This is a genomic window from 'Nostoc azollae' 0708 (assembly GCF_000196515.1).
In the GTDB taxonomy this organism is placed as follows: domain Bacteria; phylum Cyanobacteriota; class Cyanobacteriia; order Cyanobacteriales; family Nostocaceae; genus Trichormus_B; species Trichormus_B azollae.
This window is the reverse complement of the sequence record NC_014248.1, coordinates 3509882-3524145: the sequence shown is the minus strand read 5'-3', so window position 1 is coordinate 3524145 and position 14264 is coordinate 3509882. Positions and strand designations below refer to the sequence as shown.

Sequence of the window (14264 nt, the reverse complement as noted above, 5' to 3'; positions counted from 1 at the left end):
AAAATTGATAAACAAATCCTAGCCCAATTTCAAAGTGATTTATTGGCAGTTGAATGCAAAGTTACAGCCCAAAATCAACAGCATTTCATAGAAACTGGTGTTGAATATCCCTAGCCTTTACCATCTCGTATTACCAATAGTATTAATAATATTTGAGGATAAAAGAATGATAAATTCTCGTTATAATATTGCGATGTTCTGCAAAATTTGGATACTCTCAAAATAAAGCCTTATTCCTATTGATGTGAGTTTTAAGCTATCAGCAGTCAGCTTTTTCAGGCTAACAGCAAAGATACCTACCTATTTGATAATTAACCAATTTCTCAAACATCCTGATTCCTAACTCCTGATCGTAAATTAGCATTTGTCTGTGGTTGAAACTCATTTATTTGTATTAATAGGACGTAAAAAAAATAAAGCCCGAATGTAGCCAAAACTGGCTTCATAAGAAGGAAACACGTCCAGATTTAAGTTGAACCAATCAATCAATAGAAAAGATATGGCTGTTCTCAACGCTTCTAAAGCTTCAGTAAAGGTTTCTTAGTCCACCTTGCTCTTAATCCTCCAGTCCACTGATGGCAAAGAATAAAAGTGTAGGCACAGAAAACCAAAATAAAATGGCGCTGTTAACTACTTTTATCTCCAACTTGATATTCTTTGAGTCCTAACCATCCCTTGGCTTCCCTGTAAACAACTTCTACCCAATTTCTTTGAGAATATGTATCAACTATCCATTGGGGTGTGACAATTGATGAAGAAACATTGGTAATAAGGTAGTCAATATCAGTGGCTTGAGAGAAAGTCGAAGCGTTCATGACGATAGCAATATTCCCCTTTCCAGTTAAGGGTGATATTTCTACTTCTTTAATTACTACCCATAATGTTTTGGGTTTATCTAACTCCAGTTCAATTTCTATAAAAGCCTCTTAGGGTCAACTTTGTGCTAATTCATCTAACCTAATTACTGGTGGATTATCCTTTTGGTCACTCACTAGCAAGGACTTTGGGATTTTTAGCTAATCCTCTTCAATACTTTAAATGCCGATTTTCTATCTTTAATAAGAAAGACCTATTGTGGCCATATCCAGCATCTATAATTACTATTCCTGGTTGATAACCACGACTTAAGGTCAGATCTATTAATTTAATTCCTAACTCAGGTTTATTCTCAAATAGAGGGTCTTGTTTCCCTTTGGGTAAAGAACCACCGTGGTGATATAACTCTATATTTAATGGTAAGCTTTTACTGCCATCATATAGATGTGTTATTACTACTACTATTCCATTATCCCTTTTCCCAATTTCTCCAATATATTGTCTTCCTACTCCATCCTTAAAATTCCCCCTTTTTCTATGGTCATAATCATGAATTATTAAGCTAAATCCTCTGGTGATTCTCCTCTGACTACACTTGTTCATCATCTCTAAGCGACGCTCATTGACTTGGGAACTGGACCAAGGTGCTTCAGTTAAAACGTGGTGTAATCGGTGGTACGTCACCCCTAGGGCATTCTCTAGCATTTGAAATAGGTTTTTTCTCTCAGTTTCACCCAATCATCCCCCTAAATAATGTCTAAACTCTCTTCTTTCCCCTTGATGAGTAAATACATCATCAAATGACACCATCTTTCAAACCATGGTGCCATTGCTGGGGCAGTGGTTTCTTTCATCAGCTTCTTTTAACGTGAAAGCTACACCAAAACCCCACTATACTCCTTTTTACTCTTAACTTTCGTTTAAGTCCCTTTAATTCGATCATGACCAAAATTCCCCAAACTGGACAATCAGCACCCGATTTTTTCTACCCCAGATCAAAACGACACTCTTGTCTCCTTCGCTGACTTCAACGAGTGGATACTCCTTCATTTCTACCCCAAACACGACACCCCTGGATGTACCACAGAAGCAAAAGACTTCACCGATTTATCACCACAATTTACTGCTTTAGGAAATAAAATAATAGGTGTTAGTCGATATTTTGGTAAATCTCATTGCAAATTTATCGACAAAAATAACCTATCATTCACCCTATTAAGTGACCCAGAACATTAATTAATAGGAGCTTATGGCCCATGGTGTTTAAACAAGTTTATCGGTAAAGAATATATGGGAGTTGCTCATTCAACATTTCTGATTTCACCTGATAAGGTCATTGCCTACTCTTGGCCAAATGTCAAAACAAAAGGTCACGCTCCAGTGTTGTTAAAGCAATTACAAGAATTAGCTGTTAAATAAACACTTACTAGTGAGGGAGCTTTGCCTCTTTCCAAGCTTTCATTAATTTATTTATCATTTGTTCTTAAAATGTTAATTGAGTTAAATTTTATCTAAGTAGATTGTGTTAGGAAAATAACATTCTCCTTTAGATCTTATATAATATAAATAGCATTTTTAGTTGATTAAAAATAATAGGTTTGAGATTATCCAAGCACAAAATATTAACCTTGCTTACTTAAAGGAAAAATTTGCTCTGCAAAAGTCTAAAGATGACTTCTTTTTTACAGACTACTTGGAAGATTTACCGAGAGTGTCTGAATTATAACAGCAATATTTAGACCGAGTTAAGACTAACTATCTTACCGTAGTATAAACCTCCAGAATTTTGCAAGATGCTGTTAAAATAGTGGTATTATCTCCCTTATTGGATCTAGCTGGTTTCTATCAGTATCCCTTTTATATTGGCACAGAAGAACCAATAGAAATTCGTGAAACAATAATTACTGATGAACAAGAAAATCGAGAAGAAGTTACAGAGATTATCAAAGGTAAAATAGATGTTTTTTTCTCTAAGAGCAGTTATGTTTATTGGTAGTTGAAGCCAAAATGGCTAGTCTTTCCTTAGCCAAAGCCATAGCCCAAGCAATTACTTATATGTTAGTTAATCCTCACCCTGATTATCCTCTATATTCATTGGTAATTAATGGTGAAGACTTCCAATTTATCAAACTTACCCAACAAGATAAACCCAGGTATACTTTGTCTGATCGATTTACTTTATATAGACGTGAAAACGAACTGTATCAAGTTCTGAAAATCTTGAAAAAATAGGTCAAATTTTGAGTTAAACATTGAGTTAATTTATGTCCAGTCGTCCTATCTACCTCGATTGTCACGCTACCACACCCATAGATGAACGGGTACTAAATGCAATGATTCCTTACTTTACAGAAAAGTTTGGTAATCCAGCTAGTATTAGTCATGTTTATGGTTGGGAATCAGAAGCCGCTGTTAAACAATCCAGAGATATTTTAGCAACTGCTATTAATGCTAACCCGGAAGAAATTGTCTTTACTAGTGGTGCAACAGAAGCTAATAATTTAGCCATCAAAGGTGTAGCAGAAGCTTACTTTGCCAAAGGTCAACATATTGTTACAGTTGCAACCGAACATAAAGCGGTTTTAGAGCCTTGTGAATATTTAGAAAGCATGGGTTTTGAAATTATGGTTCTTCCAGTTAATCAAGATGGTCTAATTGATTTAGAGCAATTAGAAAAAACCTTGCGTCATGATACAATTTTAGTATCAGTCATGGCTGCAAATAATGAAATCGGAGTTTTACAACCCTTAGATAAAATCGGTAAAATGTGCCGTCAAAAAGAAATTATATTTCATACAGATGCAGCTCAAGCCATTGGTAAAATTCCCTTAGATGTAGAAGCATTAAATATTGATTTAATGTCCTTAACAGCCCATAAAGTCTATGGACCAAAAGGTATTGGTGCTTTATATGTTCGCAGACGCAACCCCAGAATTAAACTAGCAGCACAACAGCATGGGGGTGGCCATGAAAGAGGAATGCGTTCTGGGACATTATATACACCCCAAATCGTTGGTTTTGCTAAAGCTGTAGAAATTGCTTTAGCAGAACAAGAAACTGAAAATCAACGCTTAACAGAACTGCGGGAAAGATTGTGGAAACAGTTATCTACTCTGGAGGGAATTTATATTAATGGACATCCCCAAAAACGGTTGGCAGGAAATTTAAATATTAGTCTTGAAGGTGTAGATGGTGCTGCACTTTCTTTAGCTTTACAACCAATGGTAGCAGTATCTTCTGGTTCTGCTTGTTCCTCAAATAATGTTGCACCTTCCTATGTGCTGATAGCTTTAGGTCATCCAGAAAAATTAGCTTATGCTTCCGTGCGATTTGGAATGGGTAGATTTAATACTGTTGAAGAAATAGATAAAGTAGCAGAACATTTCATTACTACTGTGAAAAGTTTAAGAAGTACTTCAGTAGTCATTTGTTAGCAAATTCAGAGACCACATTCATTAGAAAAGTCGGGGTCCTATTTATTCATAATATGGTAAATTTTACCTTTATTGTGATAACAATTAATTAATTTTGTTTAAAATCGTTAATGACCATTCTATGTAAGGGTTTGGCGTTGCGCTTTACCCCTACATGATTGTGTCCAATAATTACTCAATCAATAAGGATCACAATCAAATCTTCCCCGTTTTACACTCCTAACATAATAACCTTTTGACGGAATTTTATTTAAATCAAATGTCTCACCTCTAGGTACTCTCCAAATTTTATAGTCGTAATATGTCAGGGGACTTCCAGGTTGACAAATTTCTGGGGGATGATCTCCCAGTACAAAATAAGCAGAACCTCTACCTATGACTTTAGCAATACCGTTTTTATCTACAAGCAAAGATGTTTCTTCACTAATAGCTATTCCTAATGCATTTGCCGATATACCATCTTGAATTTGTCGAGCGATAAAAACCATAATTCTACCCATTCTTTTTCTTTCGTCAAAATGGGTATCAATAATCGTCCTTCGCAAATATTTCCACTGGAATAAGTTATAGGTAAAGGTAATATTTCGATATGGGTCTTCCAGTGCTTCGTTAGTTTCAATGCTATCTTTACAAGCACAGGAATCATAAACATATTCACTTTGAATCATTGCACCTGCACTAGTACCACCAATAGCACCACCTTTATCGTAAACTGCCTTGACAGCAACTTCTAATTTAGAGTTTTTCCAGTTGCGAATATATTCACATTGATCTCCACCAGCAAAGAAGATTACTCCAGCATTTCTGACTTTATCAAAAATATCTGTTCTGTTGGCTTCTTGTCTGTTACTAATGATCAATGTTTCTACATAATTCACCCCTCTCATGCGATAAATTAATTGATTGTAATCATCGTTACCAGCAGCGCGAATAACTAAAACATTTACTTTGGTATTGGAGTTGGAACCACCCCTAACTTGATTAATCATCCACTGAATAGCATCATCAACATCGGGACCACCTCCACCCAAATTATGCACGGGGCCAGTTAAGGTGGGCAATTTATAGGTGATTTTAGTTGATGGAGGACGGACATCCTTGGACATGCCTGTGAAGTATCGCCTCAAGTTTGCTTTCAGACGGTTTATGATGTGGTTTACCATCCTCAACAGGGTAGTTGTTGCATTCTGCAAACGCCGTGCTATATTTGGGGATGCCTTTGTCATAGTTACCTTTTGGCGCAAACAGCAATCATCCTAACTCTCGCATCAATGGGGGGGAAATTCCCAGCGTACTGGTTTTGTACTGTTTTTTTACGCCAGAAAATGCAGAGTAATGATTAATTCTTTTTACTACTCTGCGACAACCTCAATTTTACTTTGTGTTTAATTACCAGTGAATTTGCGAGCGCTCTTTTATCACTCTCTCATATACTGCTTCCGTTCTTTTGGCTAATTTTTTCCACCTAAACCGTCTTTCTAAGTCTTGGTATGCGTTATCCACCAACCATTGTCGATAACCTGGATTTTGTAAAACTTCCAAAATTCCCCAAGCTAGGGAATCCGGATTATTGACTTTGGTGACAATACCTGTTTTTGTATGCTGCACTACCTCTGGAAAACCACATGTATCGGAAACTACAACAGGTACTCTAGAAGCAAAGCTTTCTAAAGCCACAATACCAAAGGGTTCATAAAGGCTGGGAAAAACTGCACAGTCAGCTATGGTTTGAAATTTATCTAAGTATTCATCAGATAAAAAACCAGTAAAATAGCATTTATCCCAAATTCCTAATTCCCAAGCTTGCTTTTTTAAATGGTCAGTATTACCACCACCAACTATTACAAATTTAACGTAACCTGCCATTTCCCAAAGTACCTTGGTAGCGGCATTAATTAATACAGAAACTCCTTTTTCATAGGTCATCCGACCAAGGTAATAAACTATTTTTTCATGATCTGCGGCAAATTGACGGCGAAAATCTTGAGCATAAAAATCTTTGTGATGCTGTTTTTTTTCTGGGCGAATACCATTGTAAATCACATCTATTTTATTCCCAGGACTATGTAATGCTCTTGCTACTTCTGAACGCATATATTCAGTACAAACAATAATTCGCCAAGCGTTATAAGCCAACAAGTTTTCTTTGTCACTAATATAGCTTTGGGTATCATTGTAAATACCATTATAGCGCCCGTATTCTGTGGCGTGAATAGTAGCAATTAAGGGGATTTTAAAAGTATGCTTGAGAATGATCGCAGCGTCTCCAACTAACCAATCATGAGCATGGATAATATCAAAAGAGCCTTCTTCCAAAATCAACTTACCACCGTTATGTCCCATACTCTTGTTTAAATTAGCCACCCAGTGGAAAAAGTCATGACTATGGGAAACTGGCACTCTATATACATGAATACCCTCAACAACTTCATACAGAGAAGCCTGTTTAACTTCAGGCGTAATCAGGTGGATATCATGTCCTAGCTTCACAAGTTCCGGGTATAATTCCGCTACGTGACGAGCGATACCTCCGACTATCCGGGGAGGAAATTCCCAACTTAGTACTAATATCTTCATTGATTCGACTCCCTAATGTTTTACAAAAATTTAAGAATCTATATTCATCTCAAAATAGGAAGTGTGACAAATACCATAAGGGTGATTAGGAAAAATTTTTAATTTTTTAAAAGTTTTTTTCATAAAGCTTATCATATCAATTTGGGTTATATAAAACCGACCTTCCGCACCCTAACTATCACAGATAGTAGTACACAAGAACTAAAGCTCCTGCAAGGGAGAAAAGGCTTAATAAGAACAAGGATGATTAAAATGGCAATAGAGTGAGAGAATAAAGTTTTGTAAAGAAGATAAAAGAAAAGAAAATTTAATGATTTAAAAATTAAATTAGAACAGAAGAAGAAATGATTGAATCACAACAGGAGTTGTGGATAATTCTGTTGTGAAATCAAAGGTTCAAAAAATGGAAACTCAAAACCTAGACCATTTAGGCATAGTAGCAGGAATAATAGACGCCATAGGAGTCGTAGAAATAATCAACGAATTAATAGGAGTTGAAATTGGAGAGAAAGTAAGTCCGGGTCATGTAGTAAAAGCCATGATAATCAACGGGTTAGGATTTGTATAGAAACCCTTATATATGTTTCCCCAAGATTTTGAAACAATCGCCTGTGACCATCTAATAGGACCAGGAGTAAAACCAGAATATCTCAAGGACGATAAACTGGGGAGAGTCATGGATAAACTATTTATAAAAGGATTGGATAGAATATTCTTTATTGTCGCCTTAAAAGCAGCCCAAAAATTTGGAGTATCCCTATGAGCAGGGCATCTAGACTCATCATAAGTGGACGTACATGGGCAATATAATACCAGCTTACCAGAAGTAATATTTGAGAGTCAAAAAGTAGGAAATAATCAAGAAATAGAAGAATTAGCAGTAAAATCACCAAAAGAAATAACCATCACCTACGGTTATTCTGGTGACCATAGACCGGAGTTAAAACAGTTCATTATAATAGAAATGATATGTTCAGGAGATGGAGACATACCAATATATATTTTTAAAACTAGCATCGGGAAACCAAGCAGATTCATCATGCTTTGGTAAAATAGCAGTAGAGTACCAAAAATAATTAAAAGTTAACAGTCTCATAGTAGTAGACTGGGCCTTATATACAGAATCAAATCTGAAAATGATGTCAGATTTAAGCTGGTTATATCCACTGCCATTAAGCGTAGAATCAGCACTATCATTAATATCAACATTACCAGAAGCAGAATTTGTTGATAGTAACTTACCCGGATATAAACTAGCTTCAAAAACAGTAAATTATCCAGGAATACAACAAAGATGGTTAGTAGTGCAAAGTCAAGAAAGAAGAGGATCAGACCTGGGTAAACCCTCACAAAAAATTACCAAGGTAGAATCAAAAGCTGTGCAAGATTTGAAAAAGTTATCACCAGGAGAATTTGCTTGTGAAGCTGATGCTATCAAGGGGTTATCTAAACTATTTAAACAATTTAAATATCACCAAATTAACCAGAGTAACGTTACTCAAATCAAATCTAAGAAAAAAGATAGTTCAGGAAAGATATCCTAATGAAATATCAGCTACATTCTCCCAGAATGAAAGTAAAATTAATACAGAATTTCTGAGGGCAGGGCCTTTTATTATTGCTACAAACCTTTTGGATTCCAATGAACTTACCCATGACTCCATCTTGAGTGAATATAAAGCTCAATATAAAGCTCAACAGTCTTGCGAGAGAGGGTTTGCTTTTCTCAAAGACCCATTATTTTTTGCAGACAGTATTTTCCTACAAAGTCCAGAGAGAATAGACTCCCTGGGAATGATTATGGGTTTATGTCTGCTGGTTTATACTTTAGGGCAACGACAAATTAGAACCCCTTTGAGAGAGTCTAAATCAACAGTAAAAAATCAATTGGGTAAACCAACTGACCGCCTCACTTTACACTGGATTTTTCTATGCTTTCAGTCTATTCATTTAGTTACACTTAACTAAGGAAAATACATCTCTCACTGGACTCAAGAGAGAGATTTCATTGTGAATCTTTTACCAGAGCATTGTTTTCTCTACTATCAATTACTTACCTAGTTTTTCTCTCTATTAATTTAATTTCTATCAGAAAATAAATTAATATCTTTGATTTATAGCTCTATTTTACTATGTCCATAATTTCTTTTTTTACTTCAATCTATGAGTCTAAGTTATGATTTATCTCTTGAATATCTTCATTTATCTGTTGACTCCTCTGGGCGGTGTTCTTTCTTATTGCTCCTTATTGAGAATAGCTTTTGATGCTATTTTTGGTGCTTTACTGTTTCTCCAATGCCTTTTATCACTGCATATGTTTGTTTTTATGCTCCCTTGGATTTTTTCTCTCCGTAATTTCTCTCTGTGGCACTTTATGGTGCCGAATGTGGGTTTAAAGCATTATTCACCCGATTTCATGGGGAAACCAGGTGAATAATGCTTTTATCTCTAGGTTCAGGAGAGTAAAAGTGTAGAGGTACAGAGGACGAGGGGAGAAAAACTAAATTCTTACTTCTTATTTCCGCCTTCTGTCACCTTCCTCTTCACTAATTTTGATCTAACCGCAACACAGCCATAAAAGCTTCCTGGGGAACATCCACCGTTCCTACAGATTTCATCCGCTTTTTACCCTTGGCTTGTTTCTGCAAAAGCTTTTTCTTCCGGCTGATATCACCACCGTAGCACTTGGCTAAAACGTCTTTCCGCAAAGCCGGAATATGTTCACTGGCAATAACTTTACTACCGATAGATGCTTGAATAGGTACTTTAAATTGATGACGTGGTATCAGTTCTTTTAGCTTTTCAGCCATTGATCTACCCACGTTGTATGCTTTATCCCGGTGGACAATCATCGCTAGGGAATCTACCGGATCACCGTTAATCATAATATCCAGTTTTACCAACGGATTTTCACGGTAGCCGATGAGATGATATTCCATACTCGCATAACCACGAGAACGGGATTTCATTTGATCAAAAAAGTCAGTCACAACTTCTGCTAAAGGTAACTCATAAGTGAGTGTAGTCCGTCCTTGGGTGAGATATTTCATATCCTTGAATACACCCCGCCGATTTTGTGACAACTCCATTAAAGAACCAACGTAGGTTTCAGGTGTAATCATTTCTACCTGGACATAGGGTTCTTCTATTCTTTCCCGTTCATTGGGAGAAGGTAAGCGACTGGGATTATCAATGTACACTTCCTCACTTTTGATGGTGATGACCTTATAAACTACAGATGGGGCTGTGATGATCAAATCTAGGTTATACTCCCTCTCCAGCCGTTCTTGGACAATTTCCATATGTAGCAAACCCAAGAACCCACACCGGAAACCAAAACCCATGGCGCTGGAAGTTTCTGGTTCGTAATGCAAGGCTGCATCATTGAGTTCCAGTTTTTCTAAAGCTTCCCGCAAGTCTTCAAACTGGTCTGCGTCGATGGGAAACATTCCACAAAATACCATTGGCTTAGCTTCTGTGTACCCAGGTAATGCCTCTGTGGCTTTGGCTTTGGCTAAAGTGATGGTGTCTCCCACCCTTGCATCCGCTACTGCCCTAATTGATGCTGCTAAATAGCCTACTTCCCCAGCGTGCAGTTCTTCAACTTGCTTTTGGGTGGGAGAAAGAATACCTAATTCATCAATGTCATATTCCTTACTCGATGCCATCAAATAGATGCGATCACCTTTTTTCACACTACCATCCATCACCCGGAAATAAACAATTACACCCCGGTAGCTGTCATAGTAGCTATCAAAAATCAACGCCCGCAAACGTTCATTCACTCGATCAGGTGCAGGGGGTACTCTTTCCACAATCGCCTCTAAAATCTCAGGAACTCCTATTCCCTCCTTAGCAGAAGCTAAAATTGCCCCACTGCAATCTAAACCAATAATCTCTTCAATTTCACCAATTACTCGATCCGGTTCTGCTCCTGGCAAATCAATTTTATTTAAAACAGGAATAATTTCCAGATTATGCTCCAGCGCCAAATACACATTCGCTAGAGTTTGTGCTTCTACTCCTTGGGACGCATCCACTACTAACAAAGCACCTTCACAAGCAGCAAGAGAGCGTGAAACTTCATAAGAAAAATCTACGTGACCAGGAGTATCTATTAAGTTTAAGACATACTGCTGACCGTCTTTAGCTGTGTAATTCATCCGGGCAGCTTGCAGCTTAATTGTAATACCGCGCTCCCGTTCCAGATCCATATTATCGAGAAACTGTTCCTTCATCTGTCGGTCTTCTACAGTCCCAGTGGCTTGTAGCAAGCGATCGGCGAGAGTAGATTTCCCGTGATCAATATGAGCAATAATACAAAAATTGCGAATGCGAACTGCGGGAACGTCAGTCATATACTATCTTTGCTTAAAGCAAACCAAAAGTGAAATCTATTTACTTCATGTATTTTAATGCTTTCTTGGGTAATGTAATTGGTAATTGGTAATTGGTTAAGAGGCAGAAGGCAGGACATAGGAGATAATACACTATTCTCTCCCACACCCTTACAGCCCACACCTCATACCCATATCCATAGACCGATTAATTTTTAAGGTTATTTGGTACTATTTCAATGGGGTAAGGGTTAAGAGTTAAGGGGGGAGGGGTGGAATTTTTTCTTACCTTGTCTCTTGCCCCAAATTCCGCCGTCATTCTCATATCACTTCTTGACAAAGCTTTAGATAAAAAAACTTTAGCAGATATAAACCTATGAATATGCAAGACAAGCCTACCGATGCGGAGAACAAGCACCCCAACAAGGTAGAAATAGCGGTTAGCTTGGACTCTGACTTAATAGCGCAAATTCAGCATCTTACCAATGATCCCAGCAAAGTGATTGAGGTAGCAATCCGCCAATGGTTGCGGGGAGATGTGCCTAGAGATGATGACTTAACTCGTACACCAATGCATACACCAGTTCCCCCCAGGGGTGAATGGAACGATTAAAACTTCCCATCAATCCCTCCTTTAATCCCTCTAAATGCTAAAAAATGTAAAATTTACCGCTCTAAATTCTAGAAAAATCAAAAATACACGATCGAAAGTGTGAAAGCTGTAAAACTTTATGCCAAAATTTAAACAGCTTTAGTAAAAGCACGGTGGAAAGCTATTTGTCTATCCAATTCGATTAATGACTATTACTGCGAACACCCAATTGCCAAATTTATTTTCTCAGAACCTGGAATCTATTAACCGTAGTTCTGATGGCTTGTTACAATCTCTCAGTTCTGAGTTGGTATATACGCAAGATGGGAGCGGGCGCTATCTAACATTTGATTGGCAGCGCAGCGAACTCCTAGATTTAAATACTGAGAAAATTGTTGAAGCACTGAATGCAAATGAAACTTTTGCTGCAGTAGATAAAGTTGCCTACTTAGAACAATTACACCGGGTATTGAGTTCTTTAGTACCGGAAAGGGTTCAGTGCTGGTTTAAATGCAGTCAGAAATTAATAGAGTTGGAGTTGACAATTACTCCAATTATGTCGCAATTGGGTCAAGCCGCGACCACGGTTCTGATCATGGGTAGGTTATTACAAGCTCAAGTCAATGGCAAAGAAGCAAATCAGGAGGGTTCAAAACCGTCTTCACAACCAAAGTGGGCTTTGCGTTCCCGTAATGTGGGACAGATATCGCAACAACACCAAAAATTATTAAATAAAATTACTAGAAATATCCGGCGGACACTGGATATAGAAATTATTTGGCAGCAAACAGTTGACAGTTTAGGAAAGATCCTCAAGCTAGAGCGTTGTATTATTTGTCCTTATCAACCCAGAGCTTCAAAAATCAAGGTAATCGCAGAATATCACCAGCCAGAATTAGATTCCATGCTTGGCTCAGAAATAGAGATATCTTCTGAGGCAGTCTTTGCCCAGGCTTTAGCAACTCTTGAACCAATGGTGATCAAGATGTCTGTGCATAAAAATCCTCAGCACCAGAAATTTCTGTTGGTTGCTACTAGCTATCAAGATCAGCCAAATGGTTTGGTAGCCTTAAGTTTAAACGATGAATGCGATTTATTAACAGAAACAGAACTGGAATTAACCAAAGAATTAGCAGATCAATTGGGAACTGCGATCGCTCATGCTACCTTATACAAAGAACTGGAAGCAGCAAGACAAAAAGCTGAAGAAGCATCCCGCCTCAAAAGCGAATTTCTGGCCAATGTATCCCATGAAATTCGCACCCCTCTCAACGGGATGATTGGCTTACTCAAGCTGATTTTGGAAGGAATGGCAGATGGGCCAGAAGAACATGAGTTTGTCCAAGATGCTCATGATTTATCAATCCACCTCCTTGGTATTCTCAACGACATTTTGGATTTTGCCAAAATTGAAGCAGGCAAAATGGATATCCGCTGCGGGCCTGTCAGACTTCATGAATTATTCAATGATGTAGAAAGCTTTGTGCGTCCCCAAGCAGAGATGAAAAATCTCAGCCTCCAGATGCAAATGCCCACTACCTCCGATGAAATTATCATCCTGGGCAACTACCAAAGATTATTACAGGTCATGCTCAATTTGGTGGGCAACGCTATTAAATTCACCCACAAAGGCGGTGTCACCATCAGCGCCGATTTAGTCCTCAAAAAAGCAAAAGGACAATCACAACCACAGCATCCCGGCATTGTGAAAGTACGGGTAGCAGATACTGGTATTGGTGTTTCCTTAGACCAACAAGATAAACTATTTCAATTATTTTCCCAGGTAGATGGTTCTCGTACTCGCCCTCATGGTGGCACAGGTTTGGGACTAACTATATCCCAAAAGCTAATTGAGGCAATGGGTGGTGAGGTACATTTCTACAGTTTAGGCGAAGAACTTGGCTCAACAGTAACCTTCACAGTTCCCCTTTATCAACAACCGGTGTTATGTTCCCCTAGCGAGTGTGAAATAGAAACTCTTAATTGAATTACCTTATTGAAGCAGGGTATAGGATGTAGAGTCCGGAGTTTAGGATCGATTTAATTCAGCAAAAGAAGAAAATTTTAGTTATTTTGGGAAATAGACAACGATCTTAATTCCCAATTTTCATCACCATCATTAACTTAGCAGGTCTAAAACTATGTCAACTATGGAACTTACACTTGAAAACGTTGAAACAGTATTAGATGAAATGCGCCCTTATCTAATGTCTGATGGGGGTAATGTGGAAGTCGTAGAACTGGATGGACCTATTGTAAAACTGCGGTTACAAGGTGCTTGTGGTTCTTGTCCTAGTTCGGCAATGACCCTGAGAATGGGCATTGAGCGCCGCCTCAAGGAATTGATTCCCGAAATTGCGGAGATTGAACAAGTCGTTTAGAAACTAGGGACTGGGAAGATGGGTAATAGGTAATGGGTAATAGGTAATTGGGAAAATTACCCATTACCTATTACCATCATTCATAATTCAAGATTATTAGCAAATCCCCAATAACTCATCACTCCTC

Annotated in this window: 11 protein-coding genes and 3 pseudogenes; 10 read left to right on the top strand and 4 right to left on the bottom strand. The window is 37.9% G+C overall.

Annotation, left to right across the window (positions count from 1 at the left end; translation table 11 throughout):
* Positions 1 to 381: 381 nt before the first annotated feature.
* A pseudogene (locus tag AAZO_RS30970) lies at positions 382 to 1670 on the bottom strand (IS701 family transposase).
* Between the two features lie 87 nt (positions 1671 to 1757).
* Here AAZO_RS30970 and AAZO_RS16395 point away from each other — a divergent pair.
* The 4 genes and pseudogenes from AAZO_RS16395 to AAZO_RS16385 all read left to right on the top strand — a co-directional run bounded on the left by AAZO_RS16395 (position 1758) and on the right by AAZO_RS16385 (position 4250).
* Positions 1758 to 2235 (top strand): annotated as a pseudogene (locus tag AAZO_RS16395) (peroxiredoxin).
* 388 nt (positions 2236 to 2623) lie between these two features.
* Positions 2624 to 2812: a hypothetical protein gene (locus tag AAZO_RS42685; RefSeq protein WP_338026908.1), complete on the top strand. Its 189-nt coding sequence runs from the start codon at positions 2624 to 2626 to the stop codon at positions 2810 to 2812.
* Positions 2806 to 3048, top strand: a complete 243-nt coding sequence (locus tag AAZO_RS42680) for a hypothetical protein (protein ID WP_338026907.1) — start codon at positions 2806 to 2808, stop codon at positions 3046 to 3048. The genes AAZO_RS42685 and AAZO_RS42680 overlap by 7 nt, the downstream gene beginning before the upstream one ends.
* A 32-nt stretch (positions 3049 to 3080) precedes the next feature.
* The gene (locus AAZO_RS16385; protein WP_013192097.1) at positions 3081 to 4250 is read left to right on the top strand and encodes an IscS subfamily cysteine desulfurase; all 1170 of its coding nucleotides are present in this window, start codon (positions 3081 to 3083) and stop codon (positions 4248 to 4250) included.
* 179 nt (positions 4251 to 4429) lie between these two features.
* On the opposite strand, the gene AAZO_RS16380 is transcribed toward AAZO_RS16385, so the two are convergent.
* A complete protein-coding gene (locus tag AAZO_RS16380; RefSeq protein ID WP_041641035.1) occupies positions 4430 to 5413 on the bottom strand; it encodes a cyanophycinase in 984 nt (327 codons plus the stop codon).
* Between AAZO_RS16380 and AAZO_RS38850 the strand changes: the two genes are divergently transcribed.
* Positions 5355 to 5510 carry a hypothetical protein gene (locus AAZO_RS38850; protein WP_228371787.1) on the top strand — a complete coding sequence of 52 codons (156 nt, stop codon included), beginning with the start codon at positions 5355 to 5357 and terminating at the stop codon, positions 5508 to 5510. The genes AAZO_RS16380 and AAZO_RS38850 overlap by 59 nt on opposite strands.
* Before the next feature lie 129 nt (positions 5511 to 5639).
* Here the strand turns inward: AAZO_RS38850 and AAZO_RS16375 are convergent, their stop codons facing one another.
* Positions 5640 to 6827: a glycosyltransferase family 4 protein gene (locus tag AAZO_RS16375; RefSeq protein ID WP_013192095.1), complete on the bottom strand. Its 1188-nt coding sequence runs from the start codon at positions 6825 to 6827 to the stop codon at positions 5640 to 5642.
* Positions 6828 to 7230: 403 nt separating this feature from the next.
* Between AAZO_RS16375 and AAZO_RS43925 the strand changes: the two are divergent.
* Positions 7231 to 8888: pseudogene (locus AAZO_RS43925) on the top strand (IS1634 family transposase).
* A 115-nt stretch (positions 8889 to 9003) separates the two neighbouring features.
* Positions 9004 to 9264 (top strand): hypothetical protein, encoded by a 261-nt coding sequence (locus AAZO_RS42675; protein ID WP_013192094.1) that lies wholly within the window; start codon positions 9004 to 9006, stop codon positions 9262 to 9264.
* Positions 9265 to 9373: 109 nt separating this feature from the next.
* On the opposite strand, the gene lepA is transcribed toward AAZO_RS42675, so the two are convergent.
* Positions 9374 to 11185 carry a translation elongation factor 4 gene (gene lepA / locus AAZO_RS16355; RefSeq protein WP_013192093.1) on the bottom strand — a complete coding sequence of 604 codons (1812 nt, stop codon included), beginning with the start codon at positions 11183 to 11185 and terminating at the stop codon, positions 9374 to 9376.
* A gap of 355 nt (positions 11186 to 11540) precedes the next feature.
* Here lepA and AAZO_RS16350 point away from each other — a divergent pair, with 355 nt between their 5' ends.
* The 3 genes from AAZO_RS16350 to AAZO_RS16340 all read left to right on the top strand — a co-directional run bounded on the left by AAZO_RS16350 (position 11541) and on the right by AAZO_RS16340 (position 14137).
* The gene (locus tag AAZO_RS16350; RefSeq protein ID WP_013192092.1) at positions 11541 to 11777 is read left to right on the top strand and encodes a type II toxin-antitoxin system CcdA family antitoxin; all 237 of its coding nucleotides are present in this window, start codon (positions 11541 to 11543) and stop codon (positions 11775 to 11777) included.
* 184 nt (positions 11778 to 11961) lie between these two features.
* Positions 11962 to 13743 carry an ATP-binding protein gene (locus AAZO_RS16345; RefSeq protein ID WP_013192091.1) on the top strand — a complete coding sequence of 594 codons (1782 nt, stop codon included), beginning with the start codon at positions 11962 to 11964 and terminating at the stop codon, positions 13741 to 13743.
* Between the two features lie 163 nt (positions 13744 to 13906).
* The gene (locus AAZO_RS16340; protein WP_041641028.1) at positions 13907 to 14137 is read left to right on the top strand and encodes a NifU family protein; all 231 of its coding nucleotides are present in this window, start codon (positions 13907 to 13909) and stop codon (positions 14135 to 14137) included.
* The last annotated feature ends 127 nt before the right edge of the window (positions 14138 to 14264 follow it).